Consider the following 15,842-nt stretch of genomic DNA (forward strand, 5'->3'; position numbering starts at 1 on the left):
GCGGCATGGGCCTGAGTTTTGAACTGCAAGGCAAACCGGTGCGCGACGTGGTGCAGACCACTTTCACCCTCAACGGCGAACAGCACGAGTATTTCAACCAGAAGGAAAGCTGGCAGCGCTTCAACTGGCCGGGTCGCAGCCAATACCCCGGCGCGAGCCTGACCTGGACCAGCGTGCGGGCCAACGAACGCCTGTTCGGCGACTACCCGGGTACCTGGGGCCTGATCCGCCTGCTGGAGCAAGCCCAGGTCACGCCACTGGACGACGGCGACAGTCGTTTTCGGATGGTGCTCAAGGCGCCCGATGGCATTGGCCTGACCTGGTACTTGCGCACCGAACTGGGGGCCGGGCCGATGGCCTTGCTCAAGTTGCGTGGCTTCAAGTTGCCGACGCAGATCTTTTTGGGCAAGGGTGAAAAAGTGCCGCTCTGATTATGGAGGGCAGGGCTTGCTGGTGATAGCGGTTCGTCAGGCGACAACGGTGTCGGCTGTTCGTCCGCCATCGCCAGCAAGCCGGCTCCTACAGGGCTAAAGACTCCAATATCTGATGAGCAATCTTCACCCGCTCTTCATTCGGATAGTTTTTATTGGCCAGGATCACAACCCCCATATCCTTCGCTGGCACATACGCAACGTAAGCCCCAAACCCACCGGTTGAACCCGTCTTGTTGAGCAGCACATCTTCAGCCTGCGGTTGCGGCGGATTCAGCCACTGAACCTGATGCGCCTGCATGGCCATCGCCGTCGAATTCCCCGCCAGCAGGCGATCGAGAGTGACCGGATAGCGATACATCTCCCACCCAAGCCCCTGGGTCATGTCGCCGACGCTGTAGTAACCGGTATGGGTCAAGGCGATCGCCTGTTGGAGGGGTTTTTCCAGGCTGGCCGGTTGCAGGTTGGCCTGGACAAAAGCGATCAGGTCCGCCGCACTGGTTTTCACGCCGTAGGCTTCGGCATCCAGCGCCCCTGGCCCGACCCGTACGGGTTTGTCGGCCTTGTTGTAGCCTTGGGCATACAGCGCCATTTGATCCTGCGGCACGTTGAGCCAGGTGTGTTTCAGACCGAGCTTGGGCAGGAAGGTGTTTTCCATTAAGACATTGAAGGGCTGGCCCAGTGCCTGGGCGGCGAGGTAGCCAGACAAACCGATGCTGGGGTTCGAATACAGGCGGTGGCTGCCGACGGCGTATGCCGGCTTCCACTGCTGGTAGTAGCCGAGCATCTTGTCCGCCGAATCCGCCTCGGCCGGGAATTGTAGCGGCAGGCCGCCGGCGGTGTAGGTGGCCAGCTGCAGCACACTGATGTGGTCGAACGCGCTGCCGTGCAGGGCCGGCAGTACCTTGCTGGCCTTGTCGGTCAATGCCAGTTTGCCGGTGGCCTGGGCGTAGGCGGCGAGGGTGGCGGTGTAGGTTTTGCTGACCGAGCCGATCTCGAACAGAGTGTCCTGGGTCACCGGGCTGCCGGTCTCTTTTGAGGCCAGGCCATAGTTGAAGTAGTGCGGTTTGCCGTTGAGGGTGACGGCCACGGCCATGCCGGCGATGCCTTGCGCTTGCATGACCGGGCGCACGGCGTTGCTGACGATCGATTCGAGCGGGTCCTGGGCGAGGGCCTGGCCTGCCGCGAGCATCGCAACGCAGGCGGCCAGAATCTTCAATCTTCCGAGATTGACCGTGTCCGTCATGGGTATCGCTCCATTCACTTGTCGCGCCGCATTGGAAAGTAGGGCAGCAGGCGTTCGGTTTCTTTTTTGACCACGGCGTAGCATTCGCAACTCAGCTCCTCGAGACGAGTCCTGTCCAGGACCTTGATGTGGCCCCGAGTATATTCGATGACTCCCAGGCGCTGCAGCTTGCCGGCGGCGTCGGTCACGCCTTCGCGGCGTACGCCGAGCATGTTGGCGATCAGTTCCTGGGTCATGGTCAGTTCATTGCCGGGCAGGCGATCGAGGGACAACAGCAACCAGCGACACAGCTGCTGGTCGATGGAGTGGTGGCGGTTGCACACCGCCGTCTGGGCCATTTGCGTGATCAGCGCCTGGGTGTAGCGCAGCATCAGCAGGAGCATTTCTTCGTGGCGGTTGAACTCGTCCTTGAGTTGCTGGCCGGGCAGGCGGTAGGCATGCCCGGCGCTTTGCACAACGGCGCGGCTCGGCGTGCTTTCGCCGCCCATGAAGACCGCAACGCCGATCAGGCCTTCGTTGCCGACCACCGAGATCTCGGCCGAGGCGCCGTTCTCCATTACGTACAACAGCGACACGATGGAGTCGGTGGGGAAGTAGACATGGCGCAGGGCGCCGCCGGACTCGTAGAGCACTTGGCCAAGGGGCAACTCGACCAGCTCGAGGTGGGGCAGCAGGCGGTCCAGCGATGACGCCGGAAGCGCTGCCAGCAGGTAGTTCTGTTGTGGCTTGGGTACAGCGAACATATCAGCCACCCTTCGAGGGAAAATTCCCTGAGGGGGACAGGTTACCCCAAAGCGCACTAAGCGGGGCAACGCACCGACGTCGCCGCTGCCATCTGCAATGCTCAAGGGAGCGACGCTGCCTCTGCAGCGCCGGACGTTGGAGATGGCCATGAGCAAACACATTGACCCGAATCTTCGCCAGGGCCCTGGCAAGCCCACTGCGAAGCAGCCACAAAGCACGCCGCCACCCCTGCATCCCAAGCACGGGCAGGCGGCCGACCAACCGGTTCACAGCAAACTGAGCGACGCGGTGCAGCCGCACCACCAGGGCCCGGGCAGTAACGCCTGAACCCTGTTCCACCCAGCGCGCTGGATCTCAGCGCTCAAGATCGGCCTCGACGGTTCTGTCGCAGCCAGGCATTTGCGCCTGCTGCGCTTTTACCGGGCAGGTCACCAGTACCTGATGGTCCCTGCCGTCATCTGATAATTGCAGCGCTTCCCGGCCCAGCAGCTCGCCGTCCAGCATGATCACCAGCGTGCTGGTCGTGCCAGGGCGCACATCGATATGGTAGGTCGTCGCCCCATAGCGGTAGCGCAGCGTGTAGCCAGGCCAGCCCTGCGCCAGCAGCGGTTCGATATGCAATGCAGTGCCGACACGCTGCAAGCCGAGCAATGACTCGACGATGAAGCGGTACATCCAGCCGGCCGACCCGGTGTACCAGGTCCAACCCCCGCGGCCCGCATGGGGCGGCGTGCCATAGACGTCGGCCGCCATGACATAGGGCTCGACCTTGTAGGTCTCCAGCCGGCTGGCGACTTCACCCCCTGCAGGGTTGATCATGTCGAGCAACCGCCAGGCCCTGGCGTTGTCGCCTAGCTCGGCGAACGCCATGCCGGCCCAGACCGCTGCGTGGGTGTACTGGCCGCCATTCTCCCGCACGCCCGGCACGTAGCCCTTGATGTAACCGGGCTCCAGGGTGCCTGTGTCGAAAGGCGGATCGAGCAGCAGCACCGCGCCTGTGTCGGGGCGTACCAGGTGCTGCTCCAACGAGACCATGGCCGTGCGCCGCCGCGCTTGCGGGGCGGCTCCCGAGAGTACCGACCAGCTTTGCGCGATCGAGTCGATACGGCATTCGTCATTGTTGGCCGAGCCCAGGAGCTGGCCGTCATCAAACCAGGCGCGCCGGTACCAGGCACCGTCCCAGGCATGCGCTTCCAGACTGGACTGCAGCAGGGCGGCCTGCTGGGTACAACGCTGTGCGAAAACAGGGTCGCCGTGCAATTGGGCAGTGAGGGCGAAGCGCTGCAGGACATCAAAGCCGAAGAAGCCCAGCCACACGCTTTCCCCTTGGCCCAGATGGCCGACCCGGTTCATCCCGTCGTTCCAGTCGCCCGTGCCGATCAAGGGCAGGCCGTGGCTGCCGCGCGGCAGGCTGTGTTCGATGGCGCGCACGCAATGCTGATAGAGGCTTTCTTCGAGGTGCGATTTGCCCGGCAGGTCGTAGTAAGACTCCTCCCCGACATTGAGCGGGCGGCCTTCAAGGTAGCCCACGGGCTCGGCCAGCACGCTGAGGTCGCCAGTGACGCTGACATAGTGACTGGTCGCCAGCGCCAGCCACAGATAATCGTCGGAACAGCCGCTGCGCACACCGCGATCCAGCGGGGGGTGCCACCAATGTTGCACGTCGCCTTCGGCATATTGATGGGCCGCACACAGCAACAAATGAGCACGCACGCTGACGGGATCGGCATGGAGCATCGCCATGCTGTCCTGCAGTTGATCGCGAAAGCCGATGGCGCCGCCGGACTGGTAGTAGCCACTGCGGGCCTGGAAGCGACAGGCGATCACCTGGTACATCAGCCAGCCATTGACCATCACATCGATGCTCGGGTCGGGGGTCTGGACCTGGATCACGTCCAGCTGCGAACGCCAATGCTCGCGTACCACCTCCAGTTGCGCGGTGGCCGCGGCCAGGCCGCGGTATTGATGAACCAGGCGCAGGGCGGACGCCGTGTCCCTGGCTGCACCGAGGCGGAAGACCACGTCCTGCTCTTCACCGCTGTCGAGATCCAGGGCCACCTGGATCGCCGCGCAAGGATCGAAGCCGCCACCGGTGCGGCCCGACAGGCGTGCCTGCTGCAGTCCGGCGGGTGCCTTGAGGCTGCCGTTGCGGCCGACGAACTCGGTGCGATCGCCGCTGATGCTGGTGTCGGTCGAGTCGGTATCGAGGAACGCCACCCGTTCGCCAAACTCGATCGAATAGGCGTTCCTGGCGAAGAATGCGCCGCTGGTAGGGTCGGCTTCCGTCACCACATGCATCGCCGATTTGCTGCGCAGGTCGCCCAGTACCCACTCGACGTAGCAGGTGGTCGACAGGCGCCTCGGGCGACCTGAGCGATTGCGAATCTGCAAATGCGAGAACTTGATCGAAGCATCCAGCGCCACATACACCCACAGCTCGGTGTGGATGCCGTCCTCATCGTGCTCGAACACGCTGTAGCCGAAGCCGTGCCGGGTGCGGTACTCGCCAGTACCGGGACAAGGCTGTGGCGTCACCGACCAGAAATGCCCGGTTTCTTCATCGCGCACATAGATCGCCTCGCCGCTGGCGTCGGTGATTGGGTCGTTCTGCCAAGGGCTCAGGCGAAATTCGTGGGCGTTTTCCATCCAGGTGTAGGCGCCACCGCTTTCGGAAATCACCGAGCCGAAGTGCGGGTTGGCCAACACGTTGGCCCATGGCGCCGGCGTCGGCTTGCCAGGCTGCAGAGTCATGACGTACTCGCTGCCATCGGCACTGAAGCCGCCATAGGCGTTGCCCAGCAGCAAACCGTCGAGGGCGGGCAGGGCAGTGGTCGCCGTAGTCTTGGCCTGGCGCTTGAGGGTGGGGACCAGCGCCGGGGACACCGGGCTGGCGTGACGCCGCTGCAACTGTTCGGCAATGCTGCCTTTGCTTTCGCTCAGCACCAGGCGCGCCACCGACAGGATCAACGTGCGGTCCTCGTTCGACAACTGCTGGGCCGGCCGCACGAAGATGCCCCCGGGATGGTCAATCAGCGAGGCTTCGCTACCGGAGGTAACCACCCCCATGATCAAGTCCTGGAGTTGTTGGCGATAGCCGGCCTGGTCCTCGTTCCAGATGACCAGGTCGACCATCAGGCCTTTTTGTCGCCAGTAGGCATGGGCCTTGACCATCTGCTGCACCAGCTCGATGTTCTCGACGGTGGCGATCTGCAGCAGGACGATGGGCAGGTCGCCGGAGATCGCCTGGCCCCAGAGGCTCGATTGATTGCGTCGGTTGGCCATTAATACGCTGTTTTCCGCGCGCAACGAGGCGTTGGCGTAGAGGATCGACGCGGCCATCTGTTCAAACAGGCGGGCATCTTCCGGCGTTACATTGAGTTGGCGCAGCAACACCTGGCTGTGGGTCCAGGCCAGGTCGAAGACGCGATCGGCGAGGTGACGGTCGCGGAATTTGTTGATCAGGTACAGGCAACCCTCACGGCTGTCCGCCACGCCGGTCACCAGGTCGATGGTCGCCGTTTGCCCGGGTTCCAGGGCAATGCGGCAGCGGATCGCGACGATCGGGTCCAGCACCGAACCGGCAGTGCCGGACAGCTGCTGGACGTGGCCATCGAGCGCCGCCGGTGCGGCAACGTCGCGCCCTCGGCCGATGAAGCGTGCGCGATCGGTCTCGTAGGAAATCGCGTCGATGTCCGCGCCATGGACCGCCATCAGGTGGCACATCCAGGGCACGGCTTCCTCAGTGGAACGGCGCCTGCGGGTGCAGACGATAGCCTGCAACGCCGGCAGCAGTTCGGTCTGCACGAACAGGTTGCTGAAGGCCGGGTGCATGGCATCACTGATGGCCGGCGCCAGGACCACCTCGGCGTAGGTGGTGATCTCCACGCTACGCCGTACGCGGCCGCGGTTGGTGATGTGCAGCCGGCGCAATTCGATGTCGTCTTCGGGCGACACGACGATCTCGGTGTGCGTATCGAAGTCGAGCTCGCGAACCCGAAACTCGGCCCGGGCATCGCTGAAAATCGCCTCATGGCTTTCAGGCCGGTGCAGGGTCGGCTGGTGCGCCGAGGACCAGAACACGCCGCTGCTGACATCGCGCAGGTAGCAGAACATGCCCCAGTTGTCGCGGGTCGCATCTTCACGCCAGCGGGTCACGGCGATGTCGTTGCAGCGGCTGTAACCGCCGCCGGCACTGCTGAGCATCACGTGATAACGGCCGTTGGACAGCAGCTGGACGGCGGGGCGCTTGCGCCCGGGATCGGCGAACACGCGAAGCCTGGTTTCCTGGGTCCCGGCATTGTCCCCCGTGGCAGGGTCGTGGGTCGTATGCAGGTAGGGCGCAGCGGTTTTCGGCACGCGTTCCTGCAGCAGCAAGAGGGTCGCCTGAAACGCCGGAATCGACTCGAATCGGCGCTGCATGGGCCGGTCCAGCAGCAGGCTGGTCAAGGCCAGCAGGCTCATGCCCTGGTGGTGCGCCATGAACGAGCGCACCACCGCATAACGCTGGCCCCGGGGCAGGCGTGCCTCGGTGTAGTCGACCGCTTCGTACAGGCCATAACGCCCCGCCGAGCCCTGGGCAGCCAGGCGTTGCAGGTTGCGGCAGGCCGCTTGCGGCTCGACCATCAGCGCCAGGGCGCTGGCGTACGGCGCAATCACGGTGTCCTCGGCCAGCCCGCGCTTGAGGCCAAGGCCAGGCACACCAAAGGCCCGATACTGATAATTGAAGTGGCCGTCCAGGGTGTTGTAACCCGACTCGGACACGCCCCAGGGGATGCCCAGCTGGTTGCCATGCTCGATCTGCAAGGCCACGGCCGCGCGGCAGGTCTGCTCCAGCAGCGTGCCTTCATAGCTGGGCATGATCAGGTTGGGCATCAGGTACTCGAACATCGAGCCGGACCAGGACAGCAGCACCGGCACCCCGCGATTGTTGCTGAGCAAGCGTCCGAGGGTGAACCAGGCCTGTTGCGGCAGCTGGCCCTGTGCGATGACCACGAAATTGGTCAGGCGCACTTCGGAAGCGAGCAGGTCGTAATAGCCGTTGTCCAGCCGGCGTTCGTCGGCGTTGTAGCCGATCGAGAACAGGTCGCGCTGGGCATCGTAGAGGAAGGTGAAGTCCATGCTCGCCAGAGACGCGGACAATTCGGCCAGGTGCTCGAGCTGGCTGATTCGGGCGCGAGCCAGGGCTTGTACCGCCTGCACTTGCGCCTGATCGGCGGGTAGCCACAGGGTGCAATCGAGCTCGGCCATGTGCCGCAGGGTGAGTACCGGGGCCTTGGCCCGCGGTAGCTCGAAGCGCAGCCACTCTGCGCGCAGATCCGCGCACTGCATCTGCAATGCCTGCAGCCAGTAGTGGACTTCTTCAGCGGCGCTGGTCGGGCTGTCGATCGCCAGGGCCTGTGCCTGATCGAGCAGTTGCAGGAGGTTGTCCTGAACGCTGGCCGATTCCACCTTCGCCCTCAGTTCGAGCACGGCACGGTCATTGAGGCCCGCACCTTCCAACGCCTGTTGCAGCACATCGAGAGTGTCGCCCAGGCCGCCAAGGCTGCGTCGATCGAACAGGGGCGTGTCAATCAATCCCAACAGCCCCGGCCGCACGGTGAGCAACAGGCCCGCCAGGTTGCCGCTGTCGACGGTGGATACGTACCGAGGTGCCAACGGTTGCAGTGTCTGGGTGTCGTACCAGTTGTAGAAGTGCCCCTGATGCCGCTCAAGGCCGGCCATGGATTCAAGGGTGGCGTTGATGCGTTCAAGCAGGCGCCCGCTGCTCAGATAGCCGAAATCGTGGGCCGCCAGGTGCGAGAGCAAGGCCATGCCCATGTTGGTCGGTGAAGTCCGATGGGCAATGGTCGGCTTGGGTATTTCCTGGACGTTGTCCGGCGGCAACCAGTTGTCCTCAGGGCCCACATAACGATCGAAGAACGCCCAGGTCTGGCGTGACAGCATGCGCAGGAAGCGCAGGTCCTGCGCGGATGGACTGAACCCTGTCGGTGTGGTCGGCAGGCTGATCCACCAGGCAATCGCCGGGCTCGCCAGCCACACCAGCAGCAAAGGTGCCGCGAGTGCGAGTACATGGGGAGAGGAGAGCAGGGCCGCGAACAGCAGCAGCGCCAAAGCAGGAGCAATCCACAGGCTTTTATACATGCCGGCCAGATCGTTGCCACTGGAGCGCTCCACCTCACGGGAAGGCTGCCATTGCAGCAGGCGACGCTTGCTGATCAGCATGCGCCACAGCGAGCGGCCAATCGCGTCGAAGCTCAGCAACGCATCGGAGGGCAGCCAGACAATCGACAACAGCGCCCGCATGAAATGCTGGCCCGAGGTGTGCAGGGCCGCCGTCAGGTGTTGCCCCAATGGAATATCGGCCGCTTTCTGCACCAGTGCCAGCACCGACTGCAGCACGGGTTGCAGGCAGACCAGTATCACCACCGCCAACGTCCAGGAGGCGGCCTCGTTCGTACCCAGCCAGCCCCATGCCAGCATCGCGAGGAAGGCGCCTGGTTCCAGGCTGCGGCGCAGATTGTCGAAGATTTTCCAGCGGGCCAGGTTGCTCAGGCGATTGGCCGCGAACCCTCCCTGGGGTTTCGGGGCCCACGGCAGGGCCCAGTACAGCACTTGCCAGTCGCCGCGAATCCAGCGGTGGCGGCGCTTGGCATCGGCGCTGTAGCGCGACGGGTATTCCTCATACAGCTGCACATCGCTGAGCAGTCCGCAGCGGGCATAGCAGCCTTCGATCAGGTCATGGCTGAGGATGCGGTTGTCGGGCAGGCAACCCTCGAGCGCCTGTTCGAAGGCGTCGACCGCATAGATGCCCTTGCCGATGAAGGAACCGTTGTGGAACAGGTCTTGGTACACATCGGAGACGGCGCGGGTATAGGGGTCGATACCGGCATCGCTGCCAAACAGGCGGGCGTAGGTCGAGCGTGCCGTGCTGGGCAGGCTGATGCCCACCCGTGGCTGGAGGATGGCGTAACCGCTGACGATCCTGCCGCTCTTTTCATCGAATACCGGATGGTTCAGCGGGTGCATCATGGTGCCGATACACTGGCGCGCGACATCCCGTGGCAACAAGGTATCGGTGTCCAGGGTAATGACGAAGCGCACCGCACCCAGGGGCGCGATATCACCGACAATCAAGGCAAAACGCTCCCGGCCTTTGCCTCGCAGCAATGCGTTGAGCTCGGCGAGTTTGCCGCGCTTGCGCTCATGCCCCATCCATACCCGCTCTGTAGCACTCCAGTGCCTGGGCCTGTGCAGCAGGAAGAACCGGTCGCCCTGGCCATCGGCATACTTGTGGTTGAGCGCCTCGATCAGTTGGCGCGCCAGGGTGAGCAGTTCGCCGTCCTCGGGCATCACCTCGGCGGGGGCGTCCATGAAGTCGCTGAGCAGGGCGAAATGCAGGTTGTCATCGCGATTGGCCAGGAAGCGCACTTCCAGGCCTTCCGCCAGGGCTTCGATGTCGCCGGCGTTGGCAAACATCGTCGGCACCGCCACCAGCGTTCGTGCCTCGGTCGGTATGCCCTTGCTGTAATCCAGGCGGGGCAGTAGCGACGGGGCGACGGTGAGGGTCACCAGCCAGTTGACAAGCCCGATAGCCAGGCGGCTGGTCATCAAGAGTGCGGGGATCGCGAGCAGGACCAGGCCCCAGATGGGTGTGCCGCTGTGATAAGCGCTGCTGAGAAAGGGCCAGGCCAACAAAAATGTCAGCAGCAGAGCAGGGCACAGGTAGAACTTCAGCGGGGCGCTCTGCAGCATTCGCTTCCAGCGTTCTAGCGGCGACACGCTGGCGTGCAGCGCCTGCTCCAGGCTGAACAACCCGTCAGCCACCAGGTAATAGCCCACGTGTCCGGTCACTCCGGCGGGTTGTGGGGTGTTGGCCAGTTCGATGGCGGCTTCTGCCACCTGGGCCTCAGACTGCACGCAATGCCGGGCCAGACGTTCGACCACATGGCGGTAGCGATCGCGGGTGGCGAAGTCCATGTTCGCGTAGACGCCCGCCGGGTCGGTGCACAAGACCTGTTCGACATGGCTGAGCAGCTCGACGAACTCGCGCCAGTCGGTCGCTGCCAGCAAGCGCAGGCTGGCGATGCTGTTGCTGATGGACACCTGGTCACCGGATTGCTGCTGGGCATCCATCTGCACCAGGCGTTCAACGGTCAGGCCGGCCTCACCGAGGGTTTGTTCTATCCACGCCATGGGCAAGATCAGCGCGGCGCTTTGCCCGTGCAGGCGGCGCGCCAGTTCGGCCACGAAGGCTGGCGTCATCGGTGGCGCCGAGCGCGCCATGTCGGCCACGGTCAAGACCACGCTCTTGGCGTCGCGCTCGGCCATTTCGATCAGGCGATCGGCCCAGTCATCGGCCAGGTTGCGGTCATCGCGGTTGGCCATGACCCGGGACGCCACGCGCCGCAGGTTCTCGATCAGCGCCAGGCGCAGCATGATCGGGATGGCCCACAGCTCGCCCAGGGTCAGCGGCGTGATGGTCTGGTACGAGGCGATGAAACAATCCAGGCTCGGCGCATCGACCCGGCCATCGCCGTGGGCGATGGTTTCCAGGGCGATGTCGTAGACCCGCGGCAGGCCTGCCGAGGGCCCTTCGGCCAGGCGTGGCAGCTCGCGGCTGTAGCCGTCGGGCAGGTGGGTCCTGGCGGTGCGGATGTTTTCTTCGATCAGGTAGAAGTTGTCCAGCAGCCATTCCGCCGCCGGGGTGGCGCGTCGACTGGACTGTTGCACGGTCTTGAGCGCTGCGCAGCTACGTTCCAGCAGCAGTTGGTTGTCGGTCAGGCGGCCGAGCAAGGCGTCCTTTCTGGAAAGACGCCCAAGCACATGTTGGCGGGCCAGGACGATGCCGTGGTCGGCCATCTGCTGCGCATTGAACAGGTCGGAACGCAGGATGGGCTCGTACTCGAACTTGTGCCGCGCGGCACTCCACCTGAGCCAGATGGCCGGTGAGCGCCAAAGGCTGGACAGTGTGCGAGTCAGGATATTTTCCATGAAATCCTTCGTACGACCTGCGCAGGGCAGGGCGCATGTGGAATGAAGGCGGTTCTACGCCAGGCTAGGTGTGCGGGGCATTGCGCCGCCGGGCGCAGCATTCCACCGACGAGTGTGAAGTGTTCAGGGGGGCGAAGTCTGTTCGGTAGCGAACATAGGCGGTGTAGGCAGGTATCTTGCGTCGCGATACCAGCTAACGCGGCACGCGATTGGTGGGAGTTATACCCGGGTCATTAGAGTTGCCACTGCCATCCATTTGCAGCGGAAACAGCATGCGGTATCGACGTCTTGACTTGAACCTGCTGGTAGCGCTTGATGCCCTGTTGAGCGAATGCAGCGTCAGCAGGGCCGCTGAACGACTGTGCCTGGGCCAGTCGGCAACCAGCTCGGCGCTTGGACGTTTGCGCGAGCATTTCAATGACCCGTTGCTGGTGCAGGTCGGGCGGCGGCTGGAACCCACCGCCTTGGGGCTGGAGCTGATGCCCAAAGTGCAGGAAGCCCTCGCCCTGACGCGGGAGATTATCGATGCACCGATGAATTTCGACCCGGCCACCTGTACCCGGCAATTTACCCTGGTGGCTTCGGACTACGTGGCCGGGGTGCTGTTGCCAGCGGTCAGTCTTGCATTGGCGCGCGTCGCACCGGGTGTGCGTTTGAGCCTGCGCGACTTGCCTGTGCCGCGCGATGGTGACGTGGTCAGCGAAGCGCTCGACTATCGGCGCAGTGATTGTGTGATCGTGCCGCAGCGCAGGTTGAATCCTGCTTACCCCCACGTACCCTTGATGAGTGACCAGCTGTGTTGCATCGTCTGTGCGCAGCAGCCGCAGTTCGCCGAGGGTTTGAGCCTGACGGGCTACTGCGCCGCCGAACATGTGGTGCGTGAGTTCGCCGACGGGCGAAACCTGGCCATGGATGCCGTGCATCTGCATGAGTTGGGTGTTCATCGGCGGGTGGCGGTGGCTGTTGAAAGCTTCGCGCTGATGCCGGAGTTCATTGTCGGTACCGCGCGAATTGCCACCGTGTTTCGCCGGCAGGCAGAGCGATTCGCCCAGCGTTATCCACTGCGCATTCACCCTGCACCGCTGGCTTTTCCGGACGCCGTACAGGTGCTGCAATGGCACCCGTATCAGGAACGAGACCCGGCGCTGATGTGGTTTCGCAGCCTGCTGTTGGAGCAGGCCGCGTCGCTTGATCACCCCGCTGGCTGATCGCCGGTATCTGCTACCAAACCGGCCTGGTCGATGGCCTGTACGGCGCAGCGCTCATCATTGTCCGAAGTGTCGCCACTGATGCCGATGGCGCCGAGAATCTTCCCCTCAGCATTACGAATCAGCACACCCCCAGCCACCGGAATCACCTCGCCGCCGGTCAAGCTGTTGATCGCATCGAAAAACGCCGGCATGGCTTGCGCACGCCGTGCCAGTTCCCGTCCGCCGAAGCCCATTCCCAGGCAGCCCCGCGCTTTGCCGGTGGCGATCTGCGGGCGCAGGAAACTGGCCTGTTCATCGCGCAGGACCGCCAGCGGATGACCCGCTGCATCCAGCACGGCGGCGGCCAGGGGGGTGAGCCCGGTTTCCCGGGCGATGCGGATCGCGCTGCTGGCGATCTGGGTGGCTGTGGTCAGATCAAGTGTGTGCATGATATCGATCCTCATACGGCCCACTTGCCCAGTTGGGCAACCCGGTCGCGGGTGTACAGGTCCGTCCACTTCAACGAGTTGAAATCGGACACTTGCTTGGGGTTGTAGGGGTTGCGTTCCATGCGCACCGGCTGACCGGCCTTGTACACGGCCTTGAGGCGCGAGCGGTCCTGGAGGATGCGGATGTCGTGCAGCGGCGAGCCGTCGAGCAACAGGAAGTCCGCTTGCTTGCCCACTTCCAGGGAGCCGATGGTTTCACCGCGGGGCATGCAGCGCGCACCGGTGGCGGTGGCGGCATACAGGGCTTCGGCGGGCGTGAAGCCCAGGCGCGTGACCAGCAGTTCAAGCTCACGGGCATGCCACTCGCCATAAGGCGTCACGGCAAAACCGCTGTCGCTGCCACAGGCGAACGGCACACCGGCCGCCTTGGCACGTTTGAGCACCGCCGAACCGACTTCCAGCGTCCGCGCGCAGTAACCGGCGTACCCGGTGGTGATGGCCGGGTCGTGGGGCTGGCAAAAATCCACGGTGTTCTGCGGGAAGGTCATGGTCGGCGCGAGGATACTGCCCGCTTCGAGCAAGGCCTCGATACAGTCGTCGTCCATGTAAAAGGCGTGGAACACCAGATCGACACCCGCGCGTGCGGCGTACATCACCGCTTCACGGCCATAGGCATGGGTCGCTACTTTGCACCCCAGGCGATGGGCTTCTTCGACCATCTCGTAGGTTTCTTCGGCGGTGAACGCCGCGATGATTTCGCCGTTCGGGCGACGATGGGTGCCGTCCATGGCGATCTTGATCAGGTCTACGCCATCCTTCGCCTGCTTGCGGATTTCTGCCAGGGCTTCGCTGCGGCTGGTAACCAGGCGCGCGGTGAAGTATTCCGGAGCCCCTACGCGGCTCGGAAACCAGTCATTGAGGCTCTGCCGATTGGTGATGACCCGGCTGCTGGCCGCGATGCGCGGACCCTCGAACAGGCCAGCGGCAATTGCGTTGCGCACTGAAATGCTGAGCTGGCCGCTATCGCCCGGGCAAACCATGCTGGTCACGCCGGCGGCCAGCACATGTTGGGCGAAGAACATGCCACGCAGCGCGCGGAATTCGTCGCTGGTCCAGATATCGATGTCTTCTTCACTCTGCGCGTTGCCGAAGGCCAGGTGGGTATGCACGTCCACCAGGCCTGGCATGACAAAGTTATCGCCGGCATCGACAATGCTGTCACCCGCTTGTGGCTGCGGCGCCATGGCTGTCGGGCCGACGTAGGTCAGCAGGCCGTTTTCCACGACCAGCGTTTGCTGTTGACGGGTATGCAGGCCAGTACCGTCGAACAGGGTCTGGCATTTGAGGTGCAGGGCATTCATGGCGTTTTCACTTGGCTGATTGTTATGCAAAGTGAGGCTAGGGCGCGGCCACGGGCGCCACCAGCAACTTGCATCAATGGCCGGGTATTGATGGCGTCGATAGCTGCTCAATCCCACTAGGGGCGGGGCCTTTGCGGCGCAGGGTGAGATCAGGGGGTGGGTATCGCGAGTGGCGATGGCTGGCATCGTGATCGACGATTTTTTACAGGTCGGATTGCAAGTCTATGGTGCGCGCTCATCACCCACAGAGAGCCATTGACATGACCACCGCAGCCGTAAAAAACCAACTCCTGGCACTTGAGCAGGAACGCCGCCGGGCCCTGGTTGAAGAAGACTACCCACGCGTCGCCGAGCTGTTCGCCGATGACCTGGTGTACGTGCACACCACCGGATTGGTGCAAGGCAAGGCGGATTATCTGGAGTACGCAAAAAGCGCCGTGCAGTATCTGGACATTGAGCGTGGCGAGTTGCAGATCCGCTTCTACGGCGAGCACCTGGCGGTGATGACCGGCACGCAATGCAACACCTTGCGCAAGCGCGGTGGCGAGCAGTCGATTCGCGGCGACGGCTTTGCCACGCAGGTCTGGACGTTGGGTGCAGAGGGTTGGCAGATCAGCTCGTTCCATGGGACACGTGCGCCTAACTGAATTCGTTCAGCACGCTATCGCTGGCAAGCCAGCTCCTACAGGTTTTCGGGTGCCTGCGGATTGTTGGGCGGTACACGAATCTGTAGGAGCCGGCTTGCTGCGGGCGGCGTTCCGACGATAACGTCCGAATAGTCACATCCAGAACCAAACTGTGACAACGCTCTTCATCCTGGCGCACTAGCCTTGTGTTTCGGTTTTGAACACAGGAGGGCAATGGAATGCCTGATCTTCCCCACGCCAATCGCCTGCGCGCCGGGCGCTATTCCCAAGCCGGGCAAATTTATCTGCTGACCGCAGTGACCCGCAATCGCGAGCCGCTATTCACCAATTGGCTGACAGGGCGGCTCCTGGTACGGCAATTTCAACAAGCACAGACTGACGACCAGGCGGATTCCCTGGCCTGGGTGGTCATGCCTGACCATTTTCATTGGCTGGTCGAGCTGAAGAACGGCACCTTGCCGGCGCTGATGCTGGCCACCAAATCTCGCAGCGCAAGAGCGATCAATACTCACCTGGGGCGAACAGGATGTGTTTGGCAAAAAGGCTTTCACGACCGTGCCATTCGCTACGAAGAGGATCTACTGGCGGTTGCCCGGTACGTCATCGCCAACCCCATACGCGCCGGCCTTGTCCGGCGAGTACATGATTACCCGTTGTGGGACGCCAAATGGTTGTAGGGGTGGTTGCTGAATTTTGGTATGACACAAATCCGTAGGAGCCGGCTTGCTGGCGATTCGGTGGTGGCCGTTATGCCGCCATCGCTGGCAAGCCAGCTCCTACAGG

10 protein-coding genes are annotated in these 15,842 nt (G+C 63.4%); 5 read left to right on the forward strand and 5 right to left on the reverse strand.

What is annotated here, in order from left to right:
• Positions 1–431, forward strand: a 431-nt coding sequence (locus SOP85_RS29580; protein ID WP_323629217.1) for a type VI secretion IcmF C-terminal domain-containing protein, incomplete at its 5' end; no start/stop codon positions are given.
• Between the two features lie 88 nt (positions 432–519).
• Here SOP85_RS29580 and ampC read toward each other — a convergent pair.
• On the reverse strand, positions 520–1,677 hold the full coding sequence (gene ampC / locus SOP85_RS29585; protein ID WP_323629218.1) for a class C beta-lactamase: 1,158 nt from the start codon (positions 1,675–1,677) through the stop codon (positions 520–522).
• A gap of 14 nt (positions 1,678–1,691) precedes the next feature.
• Entirely contained in the window at positions 1,692–2,420 is a 729-nt protein-coding gene (locus SOP85_RS29590) for a Crp/Fnr family transcriptional regulator (RefSeq protein ID WP_274078080.1), read from the reverse strand.
• Positions 2,421–2,568: 148 nt separating this feature from the next.
• On the opposite strand from SOP85_RS29590, the gene SOP85_RS29595 reads away from it, so the two are divergent.
• Positions 2,569–2,748 (forward strand): hypothetical protein, encoded by a 180-nt coding sequence (locus SOP85_RS29595; protein WP_274078081.1) that lies wholly within the window; start codon positions 2,569–2,571, stop codon positions 2,746–2,748.
• A gap of 27 nt (positions 2,749–2,775) precedes the next feature.
• Here SOP85_RS29595 and SOP85_RS29600 read toward each other — a convergent pair whose 3' ends face one another.
• Complete coding sequence (locus tag SOP85_RS29600) at positions 2,776–11,412, reverse strand: GH36-type glycosyl hydrolase domain-containing protein (protein WP_323629220.1); 8,637 nt, start codon at positions 11,410–11,412, stop codon at positions 2,776–2,778.
• A 272-nt stretch (positions 11,413–11,684) separates the two neighbouring features.
• On the opposite strand from SOP85_RS29600, the gene SOP85_RS29605 reads away from it, so the two are divergent.
• Positions 11,685–12,620: a LysR family transcriptional regulator gene (locus SOP85_RS29605; RefSeq protein WP_323629222.1), complete on the forward strand. Its 936-nt coding sequence runs from the start codon at positions 11,685–11,687 to the stop codon at positions 12,618–12,620.
• Here SOP85_RS29605 and SOP85_RS29610 read toward each other — a convergent pair.
• Both SOP85_RS29610 and SOP85_RS29615 read right to left on the reverse strand, forming a co-directional pair.
• Positions 12,605–13,051, reverse strand: a complete 447-nt coding sequence (locus SOP85_RS29610; RefSeq protein ID WP_323629223.1) for a GlcG/HbpS family heme-binding protein — start codon at positions 13,049–13,051, stop codon at positions 12,605–12,607. The two genes, SOP85_RS29605 and SOP85_RS29610, sit on opposite strands and share 16 nt — an antisense overlap.
• 11 nt (positions 13,052–13,062) lie before the next feature.
• Positions 13,063–14,412 (reverse strand): metal-dependent hydrolase family protein, encoded by a 1,350-nt coding sequence (locus tag SOP85_RS29615; RefSeq protein WP_323629224.1) that lies wholly within the window; start codon positions 14,410–14,412, stop codon positions 13,063–13,065.
• A gap of 260 nt (positions 14,413–14,672) precedes the next feature.
• Between SOP85_RS29615 and SOP85_RS29620 the strand changes: the two genes are divergently transcribed.
• Complete coding sequence (locus tag SOP85_RS29620) at positions 14,673–15,059, forward strand: nuclear transport factor 2 family protein (RefSeq protein ID WP_323629225.1); 387 nt, start codon at positions 14,673–14,675, stop codon at positions 15,057–15,059.
• Between the two features lie 218 nt (positions 15,060–15,277).
• Complete coding sequence (locus SOP85_RS29625; protein ID WP_323629226.1) at positions 15,278–15,736, forward strand: REP-associated tyrosine transposase; 459 nt, start codon at positions 15,278–15,280, stop codon at positions 15,734–15,736.
• The last annotated feature ends 106 nt before the right edge of the window (positions 15,737–15,842 follow it).

It is taken from the genome of Pseudomonas sp. YuFO20, from assembly GCF_035064975.1.
Lineage (GTDB): Bacteria > Pseudomonadota > Gammaproteobacteria > Pseudomonadales > Pseudomonadaceae > Aquipseudomonas > Aquipseudomonas putida_AE.

Coding starts and splice junctions, on each gene's coding strand:
- SOP85_RS29615 (WP_323629224.1), bottom strand. CDS start 14,412: ATGAATGCCCTGCACCTCAAATGCCAGACCCTGTTCGACGGTACTGGC.
- SOP85_RS29620 (WP_323629225.1), top strand. CDS start 14,673: ATGACCACCGCAGCCGTAAAAAACCAACTCCTGGCACTTGAGCAGGAA.
- SOP85_RS29610 (WP_323629223.1), bottom strand. CDS start 13,051: ATGCACACACTTGATCTGACCACAGCCACCCAGATCGCCAGCAGCGCG.
- SOP85_RS29600 (WP_323629220.1), bottom strand. CDS start 11,412: ATGGAAAATATCCTGACTCGCACACTGTCCAGCCTTTGGCGCTCACCG.
- ampC (WP_323629218.1), bottom strand. CDS start 1,677: ATGACGGACACGGTCAATCTCGGAAGATTGAAGATTCTGGCCGCCTGC.
- SOP85_RS29605 (WP_323629222.1), top strand. CDS start 11,685: ATGCGGTATCGACGTCTTGACTTGAACCTGCTGGTAGCGCTTGATGCC.
- SOP85_RS29595 (WP_274078081.1), top strand. CDS start 2,569: ATGAGCAAACACATTGACCCGAATCTTCGCCAGGGCCCTGGCAAGCCC.
- SOP85_RS29590 (WP_274078080.1), bottom strand. CDS start 2,420: ATGTTCGCTGTACCCAAGCCACAACAGAACTACCTGCTGGCAGCGCTT.
- SOP85_RS29625 (WP_323629226.1), top strand. CDS start 15,278: ATGCCTGATCTTCCCCACGCCAATCGCCTGCGCGCCGGGCGCTATTCC.